Raw genomic sequence first — 18,148 nt, forward strand, 5'->3', positions numbered from 1 at the left:
AGCTTTAGTATAAATTTTTAGCCTCCTGCAGGTGATTTGGCCTGTATGGAATGTTAGGATGGAGATATATGCTGGAATTTCCGATTAAGCGTACCATTGTCATTGATGATACGAAAAAGAAGAAACGAAGCCGTAAGAAAAAAGAAGACGGCGAAAAAATGATTATTAACGGCACCGTAAATTTACCGGATAAAAAGCCGCTGAAAAAGATGGACCCTCTGCCGAAAAATGCGAAAAATCTGGTCATCGTCGAATCACCGGCCAAGGCCAAGACGATTGAACGCTTCCTGGGCAGTGAGTATAAAGTTATGGCCAGCCGCGGACATCTTCGCGACCTGCCGCGCAACCAGTTCGGCGTAAATATTGAAAACGGCTTTACGCCGTCGTATACGAATATGTGGGATAAGCGCAAGCTTATTGAAGAGCTGCAGCATGAATTTGTCCGCTCGAAGAATGTCTATCTGGCAACTGACCCGGACCGCGAAGGGGAAGCGATTTCCTGGCATCTGGCTCATTTGCTGGAAATGGATCCCAAGGAAAAATGCCGCGTCATGTTTCATGAAATTACGAAGAAGGCTGTTCTGGCCGGCATGGATGATCCGGAGCCCATTGATCTGCAGAAGGTAGACGCCCAGCAGGCACGGCGCGTCCTCGACCGTATCGTGGGGTATAAGCTCAGTCCGCTGCTGTGGAAAAAAGTCTGCAAAGGCCTCAGTGCCGGCCGCGTGCAGTCCGTTGCCGTTCGTTTGATCTGCGAACGGGAAGAAGAAATCAAGGCCTTCGTTCCTGAAGAATACTGGACGGTCAGCGGCGTATACAAGACGGAAAAAGGGCTGTCCCTGACGGCAGAACTGGTCAAAATCGACGGGAAAAAAGCGGATATCAGCGATGGAGACCAGGCCCGACAGATTGCAGAAGATCTGCAGTGGGAGCAGAAAGGCCTTGCCGGTCATGAGCCCGATCGGATTGAAAAGGTAGAAAAACGGCGCCGCAAGCGTCAGCCCCAGCCGCCGTTTACAACGTCGACGATGCAGCAGGAATGTGTAAGCAAGCTGAATTTCGGCGCCAAGAAGACGATGATGCTGGCCCAGCAGCTGTATGAAGGGCTGGATATTGGCGACCATGGTCATGTCGGCCTCATTACGTACATGCGTACAGACTCGGTGCGTATTAATGACGACATGATTCAGGCTGCACGGGAACGTATTCGTTCTGTGTATGGCCCGGAATATGTGCCGCCTAAGCCGCGAATCTACAAGACGAAGCAGTCCAGTCAGGATGCTCATGAAGCGATCCGGCCGACGTCGCTGGAACTGACGCCGGCCAAGGTAGCGGACTTCTTGTCCCGCGACCAGCTGCGTCTGTATACGCTGATCTGGAACCGGTTCCTGGCCAGCCAGATGGAAGCCGTTGAAACGGAACACATGGCCATTACGATTCACAGCGGCCAGTATGAACTGCGGGCTGCCGGATATAAAGTAGTATTTAAAGGGTTTACGGAACTCTATGAAGATGCAAAGAAAGATAAGACGGCAGCTGAACTTCCTCATCTGGAAGAAGGAACAGTGGTCCACAATCAGAGTGTCGAACCGACGCAGCATTTCACGCAGCCGCCGGCCCGGTACACCGAAGCCAGCCTGATTAAGACGCTGGAAGAAAAGGGGATTGGCCGCCCGAGTACGTATGCGCCCATTATGGATACGATCCAGAACCGGAACTACGTGGAAAAGAAGGACAAACAGTTTGTCCCGACAGAACTGGGCGTCATTATTGTGGATCTGCTCAAAAAATACTTTGAACGGATTATTAACGTCGGGTTTACAGCCCATATGGAAGAAGAACTGGACGGTATTGAACGGGGGACCGATACGTATGTTCATGTCCTGCAGGAATTTTACGATGTTTTCAAGCCTGAAATGGATGTGGCTGAAGAACAGATGGAAAAGGTCACTGTTGCCGGACAGGACTCCGGACAGGTCTGCGAACTTTGCGGCGCACCGATGGTGTATAAATTCGGCCGATTCGGCAAATTCCTGGCGTGCTCCAATTTCCCGGAATGCCGCAATACAAAGGCTATTGTGGAAGATCTGGGCATTACATGCCCCAAGTGCGGCAAAGGCACACTGATCAAGCGCAAATCCAAACGGGGCCGCCTGTTTTACGGATGCAGTGAGTATCCGGAATGTGATTTTGTACTGTGGAATCAGCCTGTCGATAAGAAATGCCCTCTCTGCGGCAGCATCATGGTAGTTAAACATTATAAAAAAGGGCCAGATAAGATATTCTGCAGCAATCCAGAATGTGAAAATCATAAAAAAGGAGAAGTCGTTCATGAAGAATAGCGTACTCGTTATCGGTGCCGGCCTGGCCGGCTCAGAAGCGGCCTGGCAGCTGGCAAAGCGGGGCATTCCCGTCGAACTGGCGGAAATGCGGCCAGCCCAGTCTTCGCCGGCACATCATACGGAGCTGTTTGCCGAACTGGTCTGCAGCAATTCCCTGCGGGCAGCCAACGTGGAAAACGCCGTAGGCCTCTTAAAGGAAGAAATGCGCCGCCTTGGCTCGCTGATTATGGAAGCAGCCGATGCGACCCGTGTTCCTGCCGGCGGTGCTCTGGCGGTGGACCGGCTGCCGTTCAGTCAGTATGTTACAGAGATTCTGACCAGGCATCCGCTGATTTCGGTTCGTCATGAAGAAGTAACGGAACTGCCGGACGATCAGATCTGCATTATTGCCACCGGACCGCTGACCAGCGATGCCATGGCCCAGACCATACAGAACCTGACCGGCATGGAGTATTTCCATTTTCATGATGCTGCGGCGCCGATTGTGACTGTCGACTCTCTGGATATGACGAAAGTATACCGGGCCGCACGGTACGGCAAGGGCGGCGCCGATTATCTGAACTGCCCCTTTACGAAGGAAGAGTATGAAGCATTCTGGCAGGCTCTGACGACGGCAGAATGTGCTGAACTTCATGAGTTTGAAAAGAACGATGCCGTCTTTGAAGGCTGCATGCCCATTGAAATCATGGCCGGCCGCGGTATTGACACGATGCGCTTCGGTCCCATGAAGCCTGTCGGCCTGGAACTTCCCGGCACGGACACCGTGCCTTATGCCGTCGTACAGTTGCGCCAGGATAACGGCAGCGCTACCTTGTATAATATTGTCGGCTTCCAGACGCATTTGAAGTTTGGCGAACAGAAGCGGGTATTTTCCATGATTCCCGGCCTGGAACAGGCCGAATTCGTTCGCTACGGCGTCATGCACCGCAATTCCTATATCAATTCGCCGTCTCTTCTGGAACCGACGCTGCAGTACCGCAAAAACGGAAAGCTCCTGTTTGCCGGACAGCTTACAGGGGTCGAAGGGTATCTGGAATCGGCAGCTATGGGACTGTTGGCCGGCGTAAATGCAGCCCGGATGATGCAGGGGAAAGACTGCCTGACTTTTTCCCGACAGACAGCTATGGGCGGCCTGAGCCACTATATTTCGACAGGGCCAAACGACCATTTCCAGCCTATGAATATTAATTTTGGCATTATGGAGCCCTTGGGTATAAAAAAACGGATGAAGAAACGAGAAAAAAATGCCCTGCTGGCACAGCGGGCACTGGAAGAAATTGATGCAGTGAAGGAGACTATATGACGATGACAGAACAACTGATGGCTACGTCGTTCCATGCGACGACGATTGTGGCAGTGCAGAAAGACGGGAAAACCGCCATTGCCGGCGACGGCCAGGTTACGATGGGCAATGCCGTAATTATGAAGGCGACGGCACAGAAGGTACGGCGTCTGTACAATGGGCAGATTATCAGCGGCTTTGCCGGCTCTGTAGCCGATGCGTTTTCCCTGTTTGACCGGTTTGAAGAAAAACTGAATGAATACAACGGCAATCTGGTTCGCAGTGCTGTCGAACTGGCCAAGGACTGGCGGTCCGACAAGATCCTGCACAAGCTGGAAGCACTCCTTCTGGTAGCCGATAAGAACCGGATTCTCCTCATTTCCGGCAACGGCGAAGTCATCGAACCGGATGACGGCATTACGGCCATTGGCTCGGGCGGCAACTATGCCCTGGCCGCCGGACGGGCCCTGCTGCAGAATACAGATCTGTCGGCCCGGGATATTGCGGAAAAATCCCTGCACATTGCAGCTGATATTTGTGTATATACGAATCACCATGTTATTGTGGAAGAAATATAGAAGAACGGGAGACTATTATGAACGAAATTGAACTGACACCAAAACAGATCGTCGCCGAGCTGGATACGTATATTGTAGGCCAGAAAGAAGCCAAGAAATCCGTAGCCATTGCCCTGCGGAACCGGTGGCGCCGCAAGCATCTGTCTGAAGATATGCAGGATGAAATTATTCCCAAGAATATTCTCCTCATCGGCCCGACTGGCGTAGGCAAAACGGAAATTGCCCGCCGCCTGGCCCGCCTGGTAGGAGCGCCGTTTATCAAGGTCGAAGCGACAAAGTATACGGAAGTGGGCTACGTTGGCCGCGATGTGGAACAGATGATCCGTGACCTCGTAGCCAATGCCATTCGCATGGTACAGGAGCAGGAAAGTCTGCGGTATGAAGAAAAGGCCGAAGAAGAAGCGAATAAGCGGATTTTACAGGTCTTCTGGCCGAAAAAATCGTCTGTAAAGGAAAAGGTAACGAATCCTATGGATATTTTCTTTTCCAGCGATGATGACGACGATGAAAAAGGAAAAGAAGAACCGAAACAGCTGGAAGAACCGCAGTCGGACCGCCGGCAGAAAATGTTTGCCGATATTTGCGCCCATAAACTGGACGAACGGGAAATCGAAGTGGAAGTGCGCGAACAGAGCCAGCCGGTCCAGGGGATTTTGACGGGCAATTCGGCAGAAGAACTGACCAGCAACTTCCAGGAAATGCTGGGCAGCATTATGCCGAAGAAAAAGAAGAAAAAGAAAATGACCGTTGCCAAGGCCCGGGAAATTTTCAAAGAAGAAGAGCTGGAAAAGTGCCTCGATATGGACGTCATTGTCGATAAAGCTATTGAAGCGACGGAACAGTCGGGCATCGTATTCATCGACGAATTCGACAAAATCGCCGAACGGAATCGCGGCGGCGGTGGTCCCGACGTATCCCGCGAAGGGGTACAGCGGGATATTCTGCCTATCGTCGAAGGGGCGACGGTCAATACGAAATACGGGCCGGTAAAAACGGATCACATCCTGTTTATTGCTGCCGGTGCGTTCCACGTATCCAAGCCGAGCGACCTGATTCCGGAACTGCAGGGCCGCTTCCCCATTCGGGTAGAGCTGCAGTCTCTGACAGTCGACGATTTCCGCAGAATTCTGACGGAACCGAACCAGTCCCTGGTCAAGCAGTATACGGCTCTGCTGGAAACGGAAGGAGTGGAACTGGAATTTACCTCTGACGGCATTGATACGATTGCCGAATACGCCCATCGCGTCAATGTGGAAACGGAAAACATCGGTGCCCGCCGGCTCCATACGATACTGGAAAAGATTTTGGAAGACGTGGCCTTTGAAGCGCCCGATCTGGCGGACAAGCATGTCGTCATCAACCAGGCCTTTGTATCTGACAAACTGCATGACGTCGTACAGAACGTTGATTTGAGCCACTATATTTTATAAGGACAAACTATGAGACCATATGCAAAGCTGTATATTACGAAAAAAGGGGAACGGGCTGCCCGCAGCGGCCATCCCTGGGTATACGGAGAAGAAGTGCTGCGTGTAGACGGCACGTATGAGACAGGCGACCTGGTCGATGTCTGCAGCGACAAGGGCCGGTATCTGGGTACGGGGTTTGCCAATGATATTTCCAAAATCCGCGTCCGCATCATATCGACCAATACGAACGACCGCTTCGATGACGCATTCTGGCGCCGCCGCGTCGCCTATGCCCTGCAGTATCGCCGCACCGTCATGGGGCCGAAGGACTTTTCCTGCTGCCGCCTCATCTTCGGCGATGCCGATCAGATGCCGGGCCTGACGGTGGACCGATATAACGATGTCCTCGTTGCCCAGACTTTATGCTATGGCATGGATCAGGTGAAGCCCGTGATTTTCCGGGCCCTCGTGGACGAACTGAAAGAGATGGGCGTTGCCGTTCGCGGGATTTACGAACGAAACGACGTAGGCGTACGCGAACTGGACGGCATGGAGCAGTACAAGGGCTGGTTTGAAGCTGATTTTCTGCCGGCTCCGGGCAGCGTCGTAACGACGATTGATGAAAACGGCATCTTGTATGATGTAGATGTAGAAAATGGCCAGAAAACGGGCTTTTTCCTGGATCAGAAATACAATCGCCTGGCTGTGGCCCGCATTGCTGCCGGCCGCCATGTGCTGGACTGCTTTACTCATACGGGAGCTTTTGCGCTCAATGCCGCCAAAGGCGGCGCCGCATCGGTGACGGCTGTGGACATATCGGCAGAAGCCGTATCCATGACGGAGGAAAATATTCGCCGCAATGGGATGGAAGGGATCGTACAGGCCAAACAGGCCAATGTCTTTGATTTGCTGACGGCTCTTGCCGAAGAGAAGCGGCGGGACTACGATTTTATCATTCTGGACCCGCCGGCTTTTACGAAATCGGGACATACTGTCCGCAATGCCATGCGGGGCTATAAGGAAATCAATCTGAAAGCCATGAAGCTCCTGCCCCGGGGCGGATATCTGGCAACGTGCTCGTGTTCGCACTTCATGCGGGATGACCTGTTCCGGACCATGCTGCGCAGCGCCGCTGATGATGCAGGCGTTCATTTGCGGCAGATCGAAGGGCGGCAGCAGTCCCCGGATCACCCGATCCTCTGGAATGTGCCGGAAACGGATTACCTTAAATTTTATCTGTTCCAGGTCGTCTGATTCTGGGGCAGCGCACAAAAGTATGCTATAATAAACCATACATTATGTATATGCTTACTGAATAAAGGGGGACCTTGATGATGAAGTTTAGAAGCACCCGGTCTAATGAATGCGTGTCTCCGTCGTACGCTTTGCTGCACGGCCTGGCAAAAGACGGCGGACTGTATATTCCGGAAACTTTTCCGGAACAGGTATTGACTTATAAGCAGCTGGCTGGTAAATCCTATCAGGAAATCGCCGCTGTTGTCCTGTCTTATTTCTTTACGAATTTTACAGACGAAGAACGTAAGCAGATGATTGCATCTGCCTACAACGACCAGACCTTTCGGGACAGCCGGATTGTGCCGCTCCATTCCATCGATGCCGATACGAGCATTTCCGAACTGTTCCATGGACGGACGCTGGCCTTTAAGGACCTGGCCCTGTCGCTGTTTCCCTATTTGCTGACAGCGGCAAAAAAACAGGAAAAAGAAACACGGGAAATCCTGATCCTGACGGCTACCAGCGGCGATACGGGAAAAGCTGCGCTGGAAGGATTCAAAGATGTGCCGGGCACGAATATTATGGTATTTTATCCAAGCGAAGGCGTCAGCCCCATGCAGAAGCAGCAGATGCAGAAGCAGGAAGGGCAGAACGTCAAGGTTTCGGCTATTTACGGGAATTTTGACGATGCCCAGAGCTTCCTGAAACGGGTGTTTACCAATGCAGCCGTCAACGCCTATGCTGACAGCAAGGGCGTGCTGTTTTCCAGTGCCAACTCCATCAACATTGGCCGCCTGTTCCCGCAGGTTGCCTATTACGTATCGACCTACGTATCCCTCGTGGATAACGGCGCTATTGCCGAAGACGAACCTTTTGACGTCGTCGTGCCGACAGGGAATTTCGGCAATATTCTGGCCGGCTATTTTGCCAAGAAAATGGGGATCCCCATTGGCAAGCTGATCTGCGCATCCAATACGAACAAGGTACTTGCCGATTTCTTTAACACCGGCGTATACGATATGAACCGGCCTTTCTTCACGACGTCCAGCCCGTCTATGGATATTTTGCTGTCCAGCAATTTTGAACGGTTCCTGTTCTACGTAGCCGGTCAGGATGCAGGTCGTGTCGCGCAGTGGGAAGACGACCTGGCAAAAACGGGAAAAATGGCTGTCTCGGCAGACGAACTGGCTGCGCTGCGGGCTGACTTTGAAGGCGGCTGGATTGATGATGATGAAACGAAGGCAGTCATCAATCACGTATATAACGACTATGGCTATTTACTCGATCCCCATACGGCTGTCGCCTATGGCGTATACCTGAACCGTCATAAACAGGGACTGGACAAAGGCCGTCATACGGTCATTATGGCTACGGCGCATCCTTATAAGTTCCCGCCCGTTATCTGCGAAGCTCTGGCACTGCCGCAGCACGATGATCCCTTTGCCATGCTGGCTGAAATCAGCAGCGTAACGGGAATGGCCCTGCCGGCACCGCTGGCAGACCTGAAAGACAAACCGGTCCGCTTCCATGATTCCATTCAGAAAGAAGACATGAAGCAGGCTGTCTTGTCCTTTGTGGACCAGATTCACGACCGGGCCTAATGTTGTGTCAGGGAAGGTGATTGTTTGAATAAAGGCGTTATGTACATGATTCTTTCGGCGTTGGCCTTTAGTATTCAAAACGTCATCGTTAAAGAATTGTCTTATACCATGAGTACGGGAGAAATCGCGTTTTTTCGCGGTTTCTTCAGTGCTATCCTCATTTTGGGCATGATGAAGCTGCAGCATGTTCATTTCTCCAGGCAGGACCGGCCGACGTTGTGGTTTCGCGGCATTATCGGCGGGGCCGGCATGATCTTTGTGTTTTATGCACTGCGCGGCATGCCTCTGGCAGATGTATCGATACTGTCGCAGTTGTCTGCCTTTTTCGTCATGATTTTTGCAGCTGTTTTTCTGAAGGAAGTCCTGCCCAAAGGAGCGGGCATACCGCTGATCATCATCATTATCGGCGCCTGCCTGGTCGTACGGCCGTGGAACTTTTCTTCCTTCAATATCTATTCCCTGTTTGTTCTGGCTCAGGCCATCTGTGCTGCCGGGGCCTATACGACGATTAGCAAACTCACCGGAACGGGACGGCATCATCAGTATGAAATCGTCTTTTATTTTCTGGTCTGCGCAGCCATTGCCGGTCTGCTGCTCATGGGGCTGGATTTCCAGATGCCGAATTCGTGGGAATGGTTCCTCTATGCTGCATTGGGCATCATCACCGTAGCGGCGCAAATCTGGATGACCGATGCCTATTCCTATGCCAATCCGGTCGTCGTCAGCTTCGTTGCCTATATTGGCGTATTTTTCAATGCCCTGTGGGGATTTGTCATTTTTGATGAAATGCTTACGGCCATGACTGTTGTCGGCGGTCTCTGCATTATTGGCGGCTCCATGTATCTGACCAAGCTCAAGCACGACAACATTGCCCGCCGTTCTGTCGTGCGCCAGCATTAAGGAGGCCTGTCAGCTATGAAATATGAAGGCCTTTCAGAAGGGCATATTAAACTGGCTTTTTTTGCTATTCTCCTGGCTGTCCTGGGCGGCATTCATCTGCTGATCCCCGATTTTTACAGGACGATCTGGCAGCTGTCGGTCAGCGGCAATATGGAAGGCACCATTGACTATCTTCGTTCGTTCGGCATATGGGCTATGGCTGTCAGTATGCTCATTGACATTGTCATCAATATTGTCGGCTTTTTGCCGTCTATCTTTATTTCCGCAGCCAACGGCGTCCTCTTCGGCATCGGTGCCGGAACGGTCGTATCCTGGCTGGGAGAGACGATTGGCGTAGTTATCAGCTTCTTTTTCATGCGGACTCTGTTTCGCCGGAAGGCGAAAGCCATTATTGCCAAGAGCCGCATGCTCAGCCGCCTCGATGAGTACAGCACGCTGAAGGCCATGGCCATTGCCCGGGCGGTGCCCTATTCGCCAAACGGACTGGTAACGGCCCTGGGAGCACTCAGTCATATCAGTTACCGCGACTACATCATTGGCTGCCTTATCGGCAAGCTTCCGTCAGTGGCCATAGAAGTCGTCGTCGGACACGATGTGATTCTCAGGCAGGATAACTCCATGCGCCTGACGATCATCCTGATTCTTGTCGTCCTCGTGTACGGCGCGCTGTGGTACTGGAACCGGCGCCGCCAGGCCAAAAAGGTGCTGCAGCAGATTCACAACGACCTTCACGACGGCAGCGGCAGAGTATAACCGTGTACCATGGAAATCATACAGTATCGAAATATACGTTTCGGTACTGTATTTTTTTGGCAGAACCATGTATAATCGTGTGCATAACGTGAAGTGAGCTTTGGCTGACAGGAAAGAAGGGGATGTCGTATGTGGAACCGTGCTGTTATTTCTGTTGTAATCCTGAGCTTTATGCTCGGTATGTGTGAGTTTATTATTATTGGTATCATTCCGGAAATTGCCGATTCTCTGTCCGTTTCACTGACGCAGGCCGGCATGGCAATTTCCTATTTTGCTGTTTTTTATGCTGTTGGTACACCTGTCTTATCCATTTGGGGAAGCCGGTTTCGGCGGTATTACTTTCTCCTGACCTTGACGTTCCTGTTTGCTGCAGGGAATATTGCCGCATTTTTTATTGACGACTACGCCCTGTTTTTAGCGGACCGCATGTTTCTGGCATCTCTGGCCGGTGTGCTTTTTGCCGTCCTGCTGGCCTTTGCCCCGTATATTGCACCGCGAAAGTATATGGCTTCCGTCGTTGCCTGGCTGAATGCCGGCTTTTCCATTGCCGCTGTCTTCGGCCTGCCTTTCGGCAGTCTGATTACGAAGTATATTGCCTGGCAATATATCTTTCTGGGACTGGGCGTCCTGACGGCTCTCGATTTTTTCCTCATGGCTTCAGTGCTGCCTAAAAAAGTGGGTGAAGTCCGGGCCGTATCAGTCTGGAGGGAACTGACGCTGCTGAAAGACCGGCGCGTCCAGAAAGGAGCTATCGTCGTCATTGGCAATGCAGCATCTATTTACTGCTGGTATTCCTATATTACGCCCCTTCTGACAGATGTTATGGGGTTAGATGCACACTGGACCAGCCTGATTTTGCTGGCCATTGGCGGAGGAACCATTTTCTCTACCATCATTGGCGGCCGCATGGCAGAACGGGGAGGCTTCTATATTCTGTGGCCAGTTGTTGCTTCTCAGGCAGTGCTGACACTTCTCCTGACCCTTTTCGTTTACTCACCAGTAGGTCTGGTCATCTTGCTGGCCATGAGCATGATGTTTTATATCCAGTGTGCCAGTGCTCAGGTATTTTTCATGCGCCTGTCCATGATGTTTTATCCCGGCACGACCATGATGGGCAGCGCTGTCAGTCCTACGGCGTTTAATCTGGGCGTTGCTCTGGGCACGGCCCTGGGCAGTCTTACTGTAGATATGAGCAGCATGGCATATACGCCCATTCCCGGTGCAGTCTGTATGGCTGTGTCCGCCTTTTTCATGTGGCATGTCATGGGACCGGAACGGCAGCGGAAAAAACGTCTCCTTCATTCGTGACTACTGCATCAGTCCAGACAGCCCTTCCTGCTGCAGCTGCCGGCGGTACGGCGCAATTTCCCGTTCCATAATGCGATCCAGTGTCTCCATTCCCAGTACTTCAACCGGCGCTTTGTCGTCGGTCAGGATGTGGCTGCCGCCGCGGTAGCTGGACAGATGGGGCGCAGCCTGCAGCAGAAACTGGGATAGTGTACGGTCCGGCAGGGCCTGAATACGGGCTGTCAGGGCAGAAAGGGAAGACGGGTCATTCGTTGCCAGCAGTTCCCGGTTTGTCGTATTCGGCACATCAATAGTATAGACATGGGAAAACTGCGAAGCAATGGTATCCTGGAGATATTCGTGAATGCCGCCGGCATCGCGGCTGTGCATGTTCATATTGACGATCATGACGCCGCCGTCTTTCAGGTGACTGCGGACAAGAGCGAAGAACTCCTGCGAGCTCATTTGAAAGGGAATGGTAATATCCTGATAGGCATCTACCATGATAATGTCATATTTCTGTGACGCTGCCTGCAGGTACGCACGTCCGTCATAGGTCGTAACCGGAATGGACGGATCGAGGGCGAAATACCGGTGGGCCAGGTCTGTAATGCGTTCGTCAATTTCGACGCCTTCAATATGCATGTTAGGGAAAAATTGCCGGCACTGGGAGGCAAAGGTTCCGGCTCCCATGCCGAGAATCAGCATATTGGCATCCTTTTTCCCTGCTGCATTTGCCAGTACAGGCCCTAACAGGGCATAGTCATAGTACATGCCGGTCAGGGTCTGCTCTTTTTTCCGGATAGACTGGACGCCAAACATGACGTTCGTGGACAAAACTGTTTCTTCCGGCGTATCGCGAACCTGCAGGTAGTTATACATCGATTCTCCTTCATAAGCGAGATTTTTTTCCCAGAACGCAAAGCTGTCGCTGCTGCCGAATAGGGTGCAGCCTAAAAACAACAGGGCTGAAACGCTGCCAAAGAGAAGGCGCCGCTTTTCCGATACGAAGTAGATGAGGCCCAGGAGCAGCAGTATGGACGAGAAAAGCAGAAAGGAAATGGCTGTGCCCAGGGCAGGGATGGTGATAAACGTGGGAATAAAGGTGCCGAGAATGCTGCCGACCGTATTGCAGGCATTGAGAGCGCCTACAGTAGCGCCGCTGTCCTGCAGGCTGCGGACCGTGTATTTGGCCAGAGACGGCGTTACCGTTCCCAGCAGAAACAGAGGAAATACGAATAAAATCAGACACGATGTAAAGGCTGCACAGACGAGAAGATTCGTGTCGACAGCCAGAATAAAGAGCCCTGTAATGGCTGGTATGAGGTACTTGCCGACGACGGGAATAGCGGCAATCCAGAGGGCGGCAATGATAATATTGCGGTATAAGAGATCCGGATTCGGGTTGGCATCGGCCTTTCGTCCGCCCCAGTAGTTTCCCAGGGCCATGGCAATCATAATGGCGCCAATGATAATGGTCCAGACGATCTGAGACGAACTGAAGTAGGGCGCCAGCAGGCGGGCAGCGCCGAGCTCTACAGCCATGACGGCCATGCCGGCAAAAAATTCTGTCATATATAAATAGGTGCGGCTGGTTAAAATAGACGGTTTTGCAGATGATGACATGGTAGTTCCTCACTTTCGTAACGTATTGCTTTCAATGTAGCACAGAACAACAGGGGTGGCAATATGGAAATAAAAGGACTGCCCGATGGGATTGGATTTTTTACATATTGTATTGCTTTGTTTACGAATTATTTAAGTTTTCTGCCTATACTGATGCTGCCTGTATTCCTGTGTATCGGCTATTGTTCTGTCAATGAAAGGAGGATACGATGAGAATACAAGATTTGTCTATTCGAAAGCGTCTTCTCCTTTCGAACTTTATGATGATTTTTATACCCGTTGTGTTTCTGCTGGCTGTCAGCATCTCTATTTTTCTGGCTCTCCAGTTTGGCAACGTCAACAGGGCAGCGGTTATTTCCTTTATCTGGCCGGAAAGCGGCCCCAACATGTCCCTGCAGTTTGAGCTGAGCCGTCTGCGCGTGCGGGCAGATCAGTTTTCCGGTAATATGGGCCGTCTCCGCCAGGCCAGCGATCATCTGGAAGACCTGGGCCTTACGGTGGCAATTCTGCAGCATGGGAAGATTCTGTACGCCACATCAGGTACGGAGCCTATGCAGACGGTGGCGAAGGCAAAGGCGAACAGTCCTGGCGGCGATACGTCCCTGGTCTGGTCGCAGCAGGAGTTTGCCTTTCAGTATGTGTCGAATGAAACGGGTGTCCGGCTGGCTGTTACCGGTGACATCCCAATGCAGCGGGAAAGCGGCTTTATCGATCTCAGCTCGAAAGATCTTCTGAAAGGGGCCTTTTATCTGCTCGTAGCGGTGACTATATTGCTGACTATCGGTATTGGCTTATATGTGTCCCGCTGGCTGGCCCTGCAGATCCTCCTTCCTCTGGATAAGCTGCGCCGTATTGCCGATGACATCAGTCAGGGAAATCTGGACCGTCCTGTCGTGGCCGAGCAGAATGATGAAATCGGTGAAACCTGCCGGGCCTTTGAAACGATGCGCCTCCAGCTGAAAGCGGCCCGGGATACGCGGGATCAGTATGACCGCAACCGCAAGGAACTGATTGCCGGTATTTCCCATGACCTGTCGACGCCGCTGACGAAAATCGAAGGCTATGCATATGGATTGATGGACGGCATTGCCAATACGCCGGAAAAACGGCGCCGATACGTACAGATGATTCTGGAAACATCAGAAACCATGGGCCGTCTGGTTAAAACGCTGTTTCTCTTTTCCAAATTTGATTTGGGCCAGGTCCAGTTTCACTGGGAAAATGTCGATGTATGCGGCTATCTGGCCGATTATCTGGAAGAACAGGCAGAGCCATTCCGGCGGCGCGGGCTGGTTATTCACCTGACGGATACGATGCATCACGCTGTCATTGCCATGGATCGCATGCAGTTTCAGCGAGTTCTGGAAAATATTATCGAAAACAGCATAAAATATAAGGAAGCAGACCAAGGTTCCCTGACCATTGCCATTTCTCCTGATGACGCAGGGAAGGTGCGGCTGTCCTTTGCCGATGATGGCCGGGGCGTGCAGGCAGAAGAACTGCCGAAATTGTTTGAAAGCTTTTACCGTACAGACAAAGCCAGGACGAATGTAGCCCGCGGCAGCGGTCTGGGTCTGGCTGTGGTCCGGCAGATCGTGCAGGAAATGAAAGGCCGCATCTGGGCTGAGCAGACAACGCCCAGGGGACTGACGATTTGTATGGTATTGCCGCTGCGGCAAGGAGGGGAAGAACATGAAGAATATACTCATCATTGAAGACGACCGGGGCATTGCTGAACTGGAACGGGATTACCTGGAAGCCAATGGATTTTCGGTCACCATCTCTACAGACGGCACAGAAGGACAGGAGCTGGCGCTAAGCCAGGATGTGGACCTGATTTTACTGGATATTATGCTGCCTGGACAGGATGGATTCCACATTTGCCGGTGTATTCGGGAGCAGAAAAATATTCCTATCCTGCTGGTGTCGGCCCGGCAGGAAGATATTGACAAGATTCGCGGTCTCGGACTGGGCGCAGACGACTACATTGTAAAGCCTTTCAGCCCCAATGAAATGGTGGCCCGCGTCAAGGCGCACCTGGCCCGCTATGAACGCCTTACGTCCCGGGAACTGCGGCACGACGTCCTTCGCTGCGGCGATCTGGAAATCGATGAAGCTTCGCACCGCGTATTTCTGGACGCCAAAGAAATCGTCCTGCCCAATAAGGAATTTGAACTGCTGCTGTTTTTAGCGAAGAATCCGGGCATCGTATTCAGCAAGGAAAGGCTGTTTGAACGCGTGTGGGGCGCCGATGCCATTGGTGAAACGGCAACGGTGTCTGTCCATATCAACCGCATCCGGGAAAAGATAGAAGTCTCGTCGGCTAAGCCCAGGTATATTGAAACCGTATGGGGAGCGGGCTATCGCTTTCATGCCGATAAATAAACGGCATATTCTTTACGAACAGTCTCGGCAGAGGCTGTTCTTTTTTTGCGTCAAGATTTATGGCCTTTTTATGGTTTTGTACCTGTTTGTTCAATCTTTGTTTATGTTTTCTCCCTATACTTTCTTCAGCTCCTGCAGATACAGAGTAGCAGGGGAATCGGGCAGGAAAAAGAAAGGAAGGGTATAGATGCGTGTATTAGTTACAGGAGGAGCCGGGTTTATCGGTTCCCATGTGGTTCGGAAAGTATTGGATATGGGCCATGATGTGTGGGTCATGGATGATCTGCGCCACGGCCTGCGAAGTAATATACCGGAGCAGGCTGGCTATATCTGCATGGATGTTAACAGTCCACTGGTCGGCACTATTCTGGCGCGGGGAAATTTTGATGCCATTATTCACCTGGCAGCGCAGACCCGCGTCGATACGTCGCTGAACGATCCACAACTGGATACCCATGAAAATGTCATGGGCACGGTTCATCTCCTGGAAGGGGCACGGCAGGCCGGCATCAGACGCATTGTCTTTGCCTCTTCGGCTGCCGTGTATGGCAATCCGCCGGAGCAGGCCCTGCCCCTTGCGGAAACCTATCGGGGACAGCCCGTATCGTTTTATGGTCTCAGCAAAGGGACGGCTGAAGCGTATCTGCAGCTGTATCAGCAGCAGTACGGCCTGGAGTATGTTATTCTTCGCTTTGCCAATGTCTATGGTGAACGAAAGAAAATTGACGACGAAGGCGGGGTCATTAATGTCTTTGCCAAACGGGCTGCAGCAGGTCTTCCGATTACGATATACGGTGATGGCCGACAGTCCCGCGATTACATTTACGTCGGTGACATCGTAACTGGCATTATTGCCGCCTTGTATACATCGCACGTCAATGAGGTGTACAACCTGAGTACGGGAACGGCTGTTACGCTGGAAGAAGTACTCGCTATGATACGATACACGAGTCAAAAAGAAATACAGCCTGTCATGGCCGACCGGCGCAGCGGCGATATTTACCATTCCGTCCTATCCAGTCACAAAGCGGCTGCCCAGCTGGACTGGAAGCCGGCTATGACGCTGGCCAATGGCATTGCCCGGACGTACCAGTACTATCTGTCCGGTCAGTATAACCAGTAAAGGAGATGCTGGGTATGAAACTTGCTGTACCATCTCCTGTATGGATATTGCTTCTGGCTGCTGCCATTGTCTGCTTCTTTGGCAATCATCTCGTCGTTATTACCGATCCTGTCGAATCCAATTATGTGCTGACGGCAAAGGAAATGCTGGCATCAGGAGACTATCTGTCGCCGCGCATCTTTGGCGCGTACTGGTATGATAAGCCTGTCTTATTCTACTGGGAACTGATGGCTGCATTTTCCGTCTTCGGCAGTACTGAATTTGCTGCCCGCTTTTTCTCTGCCTTGTTTGGCGTCATCAGCATTGGTCTGGCCTATTGGTTTGCAGCACGCATATATGACCGGAAAACAGGGTTCATTACGGGCCTGGTATTGCTCACATCGCTGGAATATTTCTATATTTCCAAAGCCGTTATTACGGATATGACCTTGTTTGCCACCTTTTCGGCATCACTCATTTTCTTTTATATTGCCTACAGTGAAAACCGGCCGAAGTGGTATTACGCGGCCTATGTCAGCGCAGCCATTGCGGTGCTGACGAAAGGGCCTGTCGGCTTTATTCAGCCTGGCCTGATCATTTTGGTCTTTTTAATCCTGCGCAGGGATATGAACACCCTCTTTTTTCACATGAAATTGTATTCCGGCATAGGTCTGGTTCTTGTTCTGTCTGGTTTGTGGTATATTCCCATGTACTGGCTTCATGGCAGTGAATTCCTGATTCAGTTTTTAGGGGTTCATAATTTTCTGCGGGCTACTGTATCGGAACATCCAAAATTTGATGTGTGGTACTATTATATCGTTATCTTTGTATTGGGCTGGATGCCCTGGGTCGCCACGCTGCCCCTGGCGGTCAGACACTATCAGCCTGCCCGGCGTTTTAAGGTCGTCTGGCATCGGTATGGCCTTCGAAATGTCCTGACATCGCTGGATATGCGCCAGCAGTTTCTTCTGTCCTGGGGACTGGTAGTCGTCCTCTTTTATCAGTGTATGGCCACGAAATACGTGACCTATACCTTTCCCTATATGATTCCCGTGGCCATTGGCTTTGCGTCGTATTTGAAAGATCATGAAGTTATGGTCCAAAGGGTCAGTGCCATCATGGTCGCCGCATATATGCTGCTTACGGTGTTTGTAGCGGCACCGTTATGCCGGGATGCATCTGCGTACAGTGCGGCCCAGGTGCTGCAGCAGACGGCAGACCCTGATGCCTGCATCGTGTCCTATGGAGGCCGGTATCCTGTATCTCTTACCTATTATTCCGGGTTTGTTGCCCAGTGTCTCAAACCGGCAGCGGAACTGGCCGCGGCCCGGCCTGAAGGGCTTAGCTGGAACGTAAAAAATAGAATGCCCTTCTTGGCTATAGAAGCTATTCCGAGGAATCGAAATGTCTTTGCCGTCATTCACGAATCAGAACGGAGATCCTTTGAAACCAATGTGCCTGGCCATTGGCGATTCTTGTATCAGTGTGATGAATGGATGGTTTATGAACAGACTGCTTCGGTGTAACTGGTTACGGGAGACGATATAAACTGTGTTCATCCTGGTAAGTGGCTGTTACACAACTGTGACAATTACCGTGTATACTGTAGATAAATCAAACGAAGGAGTGATACCTATGATGAAGCAG

General features: G+C 51.6%; 14 protein-coding genes. 13 read left to right on the forward strand and 1 reads right to left on the reverse strand.

Annotation, left to right across the window (positions count from 1 at the left end; genetic code table 11):
• Positions 1–68 precede the first annotated feature (68 nt).
• From topA to Q3886_RS02645, 9 genes are all read left to right on the forward strand, one after another.
• Complete coding sequence (gene topA / locus Q3886_RS02605) at positions 69–2,342, forward strand: type I DNA topoisomerase (protein WP_301859607.1); 2,274 nt, start codon at positions 69–71, stop codon at positions 2,340–2,342.
• Positions 2,332–3,645, forward strand: coding sequence for a methylenetetrahydrofolate--tRNA-(uracil(54)-C(5))-methyltransferase (FADH(2)-oxidizing) TrmFO (gene trmFO / locus Q3886_RS02610; protein WP_301859608.1), 1,314 nt, complete (start codon positions 2,332–2,334; stop codon positions 3,643–3,645). The genes topA and trmFO overlap by 11 nt, the downstream gene beginning before the upstream one ends.
• Positions 3,646–3,662: 17 nt before the next feature.
• Positions 3,663–4,202: an ATP-dependent protease subunit HslV gene (gene hslV / locus Q3886_RS02615; RefSeq protein WP_367881545.1), complete on the forward strand. Its 540-nt coding sequence runs from the start codon at positions 3,663–3,665 to the stop codon at positions 4,200–4,202.
• A gap of 17 nt (positions 4,203–4,219) precedes the next feature.
• Complete coding sequence (gene hslU / locus Q3886_RS02620; protein ID WP_301859609.1) at positions 4,220–5,632, forward strand: ATP-dependent protease ATPase subunit HslU; 1,413 nt, start codon at positions 4,220–4,222, stop codon at positions 5,630–5,632.
• Positions 5,633–5,641: 9 nt separating this feature from the next.
• Positions 5,642–6,865 (forward strand): class I SAM-dependent rRNA methyltransferase, encoded by a 1,224-nt coding sequence (locus Q3886_RS02625; protein WP_301859610.1) that lies wholly within the window; start codon positions 5,642–5,644, stop codon positions 6,863–6,865.
• A gap of 80 nt (positions 6,866–6,945) precedes the next feature.
• Positions 6,946–8,448: a threonine synthase gene (gene thrC, locus Q3886_RS02630; protein WP_301859620.1), complete on the forward strand. Its 1,503-nt coding sequence runs from the start codon at positions 6,946–6,948 to the stop codon at positions 8,446–8,448.
• Positions 8,449–8,472: 24 nt separating this feature from the next.
• On the forward strand, positions 8,473–9,348 hold the full coding sequence (locus tag Q3886_RS02635) for a DMT family transporter (RefSeq protein WP_301859611.1): 876 nt from the start codon (positions 8,473–8,475) through the stop codon (positions 9,346–9,348).
• Positions 9,349–9,363: 15 nt separating this feature from the next.
• Positions 9,364–10,101 (forward strand): TVP38/TMEM64 family protein, encoded by a 738-nt coding sequence (locus tag Q3886_RS02640; protein WP_301859612.1) that lies wholly within the window; start codon positions 9,364–9,366, stop codon positions 10,099–10,101.
• 129 nt (positions 10,102–10,230) lie between these two features.
• Positions 10,231–11,409: an MFS transporter gene (locus Q3886_RS02645; protein WP_301859613.1), complete on the forward strand. Its 1,179-nt coding sequence runs from the start codon at positions 10,231–10,233 to the stop codon at positions 11,407–11,409.
• Here the strand turns inward: Q3886_RS02645 and Q3886_RS02650 are convergent, their stop codons facing one another.
• Positions 11,410–13,014, reverse strand: coding sequence for a fused MFS/spermidine synthase (locus Q3886_RS02650; protein WP_301859614.1), 1,605 nt, complete (start codon positions 13,012–13,014; stop codon positions 11,410–11,412).
• Between the two features lie 209 nt (positions 13,015–13,223).
• Between Q3886_RS02650 and Q3886_RS02655 the strand changes: the two genes are divergently transcribed.
• The 4 genes from Q3886_RS02655 to Q3886_RS02670 all read left to right on the forward strand — a co-directional run bounded on the left by Q3886_RS02655 (position 13,224) and on the right by Q3886_RS02670 (position 18,027).
• Entirely contained in the window at positions 13,224–14,729 is a 1,506-nt protein-coding gene (locus Q3886_RS02655; RefSeq protein ID WP_301859615.1) for a HAMP domain-containing sensor histidine kinase, read from the forward strand.
• Complete coding sequence (locus Q3886_RS02660) at positions 14,707–15,399, forward strand: response regulator transcription factor (RefSeq protein WP_301859616.1); 693 nt, start codon at positions 14,707–14,709, stop codon at positions 15,397–15,399. The genes Q3886_RS02655 and Q3886_RS02660 overlap by 23 nt, the downstream gene beginning before the upstream one ends.
• Positions 15,400–15,586: 187 nt before the next feature.
• Positions 15,587–16,522, forward strand: a complete 936-nt coding sequence (locus Q3886_RS02665; protein ID WP_301859617.1) for an NAD-dependent epimerase/dehydratase family protein — start codon at positions 15,587–15,589, stop codon at positions 16,520–16,522.
• A gap of 14 nt (positions 16,523–16,536) precedes the next feature.
• Positions 16,537–18,027, forward strand: coding sequence for a glycosyltransferase family 39 protein (locus tag Q3886_RS02670; protein WP_301859618.1), 1,491 nt, complete (start codon positions 16,537–16,539; stop codon positions 18,025–18,027).
• Positions 18,028–18,148: the final 121 nt, after the last annotated feature.

This window comes from uncultured Megasphaera sp. (genome assembly GCF_958350005.1).
Lineage (GTDB): Bacteria > Bacillota > Negativicutes > Veillonellales > Megasphaeraceae > Megasphaera.

Excerpts from the sequence above, each read along its gene's own strand:
- Q3886_RS02670 (WP_301859618.1), top strand. The coding sequence starts at position 16,537 with ATGAAACTTGCTGTACCATCTCCTGTATGGATATTGCTTCTGGCTGCT.
- Q3886_RS02640 (WP_301859612.1), top strand. The coding sequence starts at position 9,364 with ATGAAATATGAAGGCCTTTCAGAAGGGCATATTAAACTGGCTTTTTTT.
- hslV (WP_367881545.1), top strand. The coding sequence starts at position 3,663 with ATGGCTACGTCGTTCCATGCGACGACGATTGTGGCAGTGCAGAAAGAC.
- topA (WP_301859607.1), top strand. The coding sequence starts at position 69 with ATGCTGGAATTTCCGATTAAGCGTACCATTGTCATTGATGATACGAAA.
- Q3886_RS02655 (WP_301859615.1), top strand. The coding sequence starts at position 13,224 with ATGAGAATACAAGATTTGTCTATTCGAAAGCGTCTTCTCCTTTCGAAC.
- thrC (WP_301859620.1), top strand. The coding sequence starts at position 6,946 with ATGAAGTTTAGAAGCACCCGGTCTAATGAATGCGTGTCTCCGTCGTAC.
- Q3886_RS02660 (WP_301859616.1), top strand. The coding sequence starts at position 14,707 with ATGAAGAATATACTCATCATTGAAGACGACCGGGGCATTGCTGAACTG.
- trmFO (WP_301859608.1), top strand. The coding sequence starts at position 2,332 with ATGAAGAATAGCGTACTCGTTATCGGTGCCGGCCTGGCCGGCTCAGAA.
- Q3886_RS02665 (WP_301859617.1), top strand. The coding sequence starts at position 15,587 with ATGCGTGTATTAGTTACAGGAGGAGCCGGGTTTATCGGTTCCCATGTG.
- hslU (WP_301859609.1), top strand. The coding sequence starts at position 4,220 with ATGAACGAAATTGAACTGACACCAAAACAGATCGTCGCCGAGCTGGAT.
- Q3886_RS02625 (WP_301859610.1), top strand. The coding sequence starts at position 5,642 with ATGAGACCATATGCAAAGCTGTATATTACGAAAAAAGGGGAACGGGCT.
- Q3886_RS02645 (WP_301859613.1), top strand. The coding sequence starts at position 10,231 with ATGTGGAACCGTGCTGTTATTTCTGTTGTAATCCTGAGCTTTATGCTC.
- Q3886_RS02650 (WP_301859614.1), bottom strand. The coding sequence starts at position 13,014 with ATGTCATCATCTGCAAAACCGTCTATTTTAACCAGCCGCACCTATTTA.